We start from the raw sequence: 3,022 nt of genomic DNA, 5'->3' as shown, positions 1-3,022 counted from the left end.
CTGCCGATCAGCATCGGAGTGGTACCTGCGGCTGCCCTAGCCAGTCGAAGATCTTCGATACTTGGGGGGCTACCCGTCGCGGCTCCCGAGAGGATGATGGCGTCAGCTAACCCCCGATCGATCGTTTCGCGGACGGCATTTGTCAGATCGCTCGAACTCAATGGTTGCGCGTGTTTGACGAGGACATCCGCCAGAATTTTGACATCAGATCCCAATTCCCGCCGATAGCGAAGGAGTTCGTAAGCACAGCCTTCGATGACGCCCTGATCGGTTGCCATCACTCCCGACAACACATTTACCCGAATGAAAGCCGCTCCCGTACAACTGGCGATCGCCATCGCACTGAGACTATCATTGCGTAAGACATTGATCCCGATCGGGATCGAGATCAATTCGCGCAACCGCGTAACGATCGTCGTCATCGCACTGACTACCGCCGGATCGACGCGGCTTTTGGGAAAAGGCGCATCAAAAAAGTTCTCGACGACGATCGCATCGACACCACCTGAAACTAGGGCGACTGCTTCTTGTTCGGCACGATCGATAATCGCACTAAGACTACCGCCCCACCGTGCCGAAGTCGGCAGCGGCAACAGATGGACGACGCCAATAATCGGCTGAGTGGTGTTAAAAATTTGCTGTAAATTCACGTTTTGCGTTTAAACTAGGCGGATGGCGATCGCCGCGCCAATTCAAGTTTTGGCATGACCGAACCACAAGACTCAATCTTCACCTATATTATCCACAAATTAGGCTTGTCTAACTCATCAAAAAATTATCGCTAGTCATCAGTCGTTAGCAATTCACCATTATTTACCACTTTACATTCCGCAACACTATGGTAGAATATAGCCTGAAGACTTAAAATTAAGCATGTTAAGCTAGGTTCTAAACACAAATTTAGAGTTTAGTAGTTTCGTTGGATTATATTTGAGTCAGCAATTATCTGTTACTGGTGTTGAATCGCAGTTTTAGAGCGGCAATTAGCGCGATTGCCCGAACCGGGGCTACACCGATAGACTTACAAGATGTAGGCACACCGCCTTGACTTTTGAGTTGGTAGTAATCGATCGCCAAACGCAGTCACATTACTGTTGGAGACAAATAAACCAAGACTACATGGGCAACAAGCCAACAATTGCAATATCCCACTTAGGTTGCGAAAAAAATCGTATTGATAGCGAGCACATGCTCGGCTTGCTCGTTCAAGCAGGCTATGAAGTAGATGCTGATGAAACTGAAGCTGATTATGTCATCGTCAATACTTGTAGCTTCATCGATGCAGCTAGAGAGGAGTCCATCCGCACGTTAGTAGAACTAGCCGAAGCCGATAAAAAAATTGTTATCACTGGCTGCATGGCACAGCACTTTCAGTCGCAGCTACTGGCAGAAATACCAGAAGCTGTAGCTGTAGTTGGCAGTGGCGACTATCACAAAATCGTCGATGTCATCGAGCGATCGCAAGGTGGCGAGCGGGTAGTCGAAGTGACCCCCGAGCCAACTTACATCGCCGACGAGCATACCCCTCGCTATCGGACGACGACTGAAGGTGTCGCTTACTTGCGCGTTGCCGAAGGTTGCGACTATGCTTGCGCTTTCTGTATTATTCCCCACCTTCGGGGGAAACAGCGCTCGCGGACGATCGAATCGATCGTGGCTGAAGCCCAAAGATTGGCAGATGAAGGAGTCAAGGAACTAATCCTGATTTCCCAAATCACCACTAATTATGGTCTCGATATCTATGGTACGCCCAAACTTGCAGAACTCCTGCGGGCATTGGGCAAAGTGGACATTCCGTGGATTCGGATGCACTACGCTTACCCGACTGGGTTGACACCCAAGGTAATCGCCGCGATGCAAGAAACACCGAATGTGTTGCCCTACCTAGATTTACCATTACAGCATTCCCATCCCGAAATCCTCCGTGCCATGAATCGCCCGTGGCAAGGACAAGTAAACGATCGCATCATCGAGCAACTCAAAATCGCTCTGCCCGATGCAGTCTTGCGGACAACTTTGATCGTCGGCTTCCCTGGGGAAACTGACGAACATTACCAACATCTTCAGACATTCTTGCAACGGCACGAATTCGATCATGTTGGGGTGTTTACCTTCTCCGCTGAGGATGGAACCGCCGCTGCCACCTTGCCCAACCACTTGCCACAAGCAGTTATGGACGAGCGCCGCGACGGGATCATGGCGATTCAACAACCAATTTCACTCCGCCGTAATCAAGCTGAAATCGGTAAAACCGTTGATGTCCTGGTCGAACAAGAACACCCCGAATCGGGGTTGTTGGTGGGTAGATCTGCCAGATTTGCCCCAGAAGTGGACGGATTAGTGTATGTTAGTGGGAGTGCCCGCCTTGGGTCGATTATTCCCGTTACTATCCATGAAGCCGACCATTACGATCTCCACGGCGAGGTCGTTTACCCGTAAACAGTCAATAACGATCGGTTATCCGGCGATGCCAAGAATTGAAGCTTGGCATTAAAATGATAAAAGAACGCTACTAAATCTGTTGAATTCAAAATTTAAACTAACATTAGATTTTGGATTGGAGCGAAGACGCTAGAATTCAGTAAAAAGACCGATATATTCGACAACAATTCACAACAGAATCTGCGCCTAGCGATTGATGCGAGCATTCTGTGACTATTTAGTATTTCTTTTATTGGTGGAGAATTGCAGCTAATTCTCACACAACCTTAAACTGAATGGTTTAAATATTGGGTACGATGTTTTCCCCGGTTGATGTACTGACTAATTCCTAAAGATTAGCTCCTAAACTTTCGACACAAAATCATACCGATCCACTTAACTACAAATTATGACCGTTTCTTTCTCTAGCCTTGGACTTTCCGATCGTATCGTTACACAACTGGAAAGCCTGGGGATTACTGAACCGACTAACATTCAAGAGCAAGCCATTCCCTATCTACTATCCGGTAAAGATGTAGTCGGACAATCTCAAACCGGGACGGGGAAAACTGCTGCATTTGCCTTGCCCATGATCGAACGT

General features: G+C 48.2%; 3 protein-coding genes. 2 read left to right on the top strand and 1 reads right to left on the bottom strand.

Annotation, left to right across the window (positions count from 1 at the left end; all coding sequences use genetic code 11):
* Positions 1 to 650, bottom strand: a 650-nt coding sequence (locus tag RMO52_RS10325) for a BtpA/SgcQ family protein (protein WP_310413686.1), incomplete at its 3' end; no start/stop codon positions are given.
* Positions 651 to 1,119: 469 nt separating this feature from the next.
* Between RMO52_RS10325 and rimO the strand changes: the two genes are divergently transcribed.
* Together rimO and RMO52_RS10315 are read left to right on the top strand one after the other, a co-directional pair.
* Complete coding sequence (gene rimO, locus RMO52_RS10320) at positions 1,120 to 2,439, top strand: 30S ribosomal protein S12 methylthiotransferase RimO (protein WP_309743169.1); 1,320 nt, start codon at positions 1,120 to 1,122, stop codon at positions 2,437 to 2,439.
* Between the two features lie 391 nt (positions 2,440 to 2,830).
* Positions 2,831 to 3,022: DEAD/DEAH box helicase (locus tag RMO52_RS10315; protein WP_310413682.1), on the top strand; the 192-nt coding region annotated here is incomplete at its 3' end.

The organism is Chamaesiphon sp. OTE_8_metabat_110, from assembly GCF_031382685.1.
GTDB lineage: Bacteria > Cyanobacteriota > Cyanobacteriia > Cyanobacteriales > Chamaesiphonaceae > Chamaesiphon.
The sequence above is the reverse complement of the archived record's forward strand: the minus strand, read 5'-3'. Positions and strand labels throughout refer to the sequence as shown.

What these genes read in the sequence shown, in the direction of transcription:
- rimO (WP_309743169.1), top strand. Translation starts at nt 1,120, where the DNA reads ATGGGCAACAAGCCAACAATTGCAATATCCCACTTAGGTTGCGAAAAA.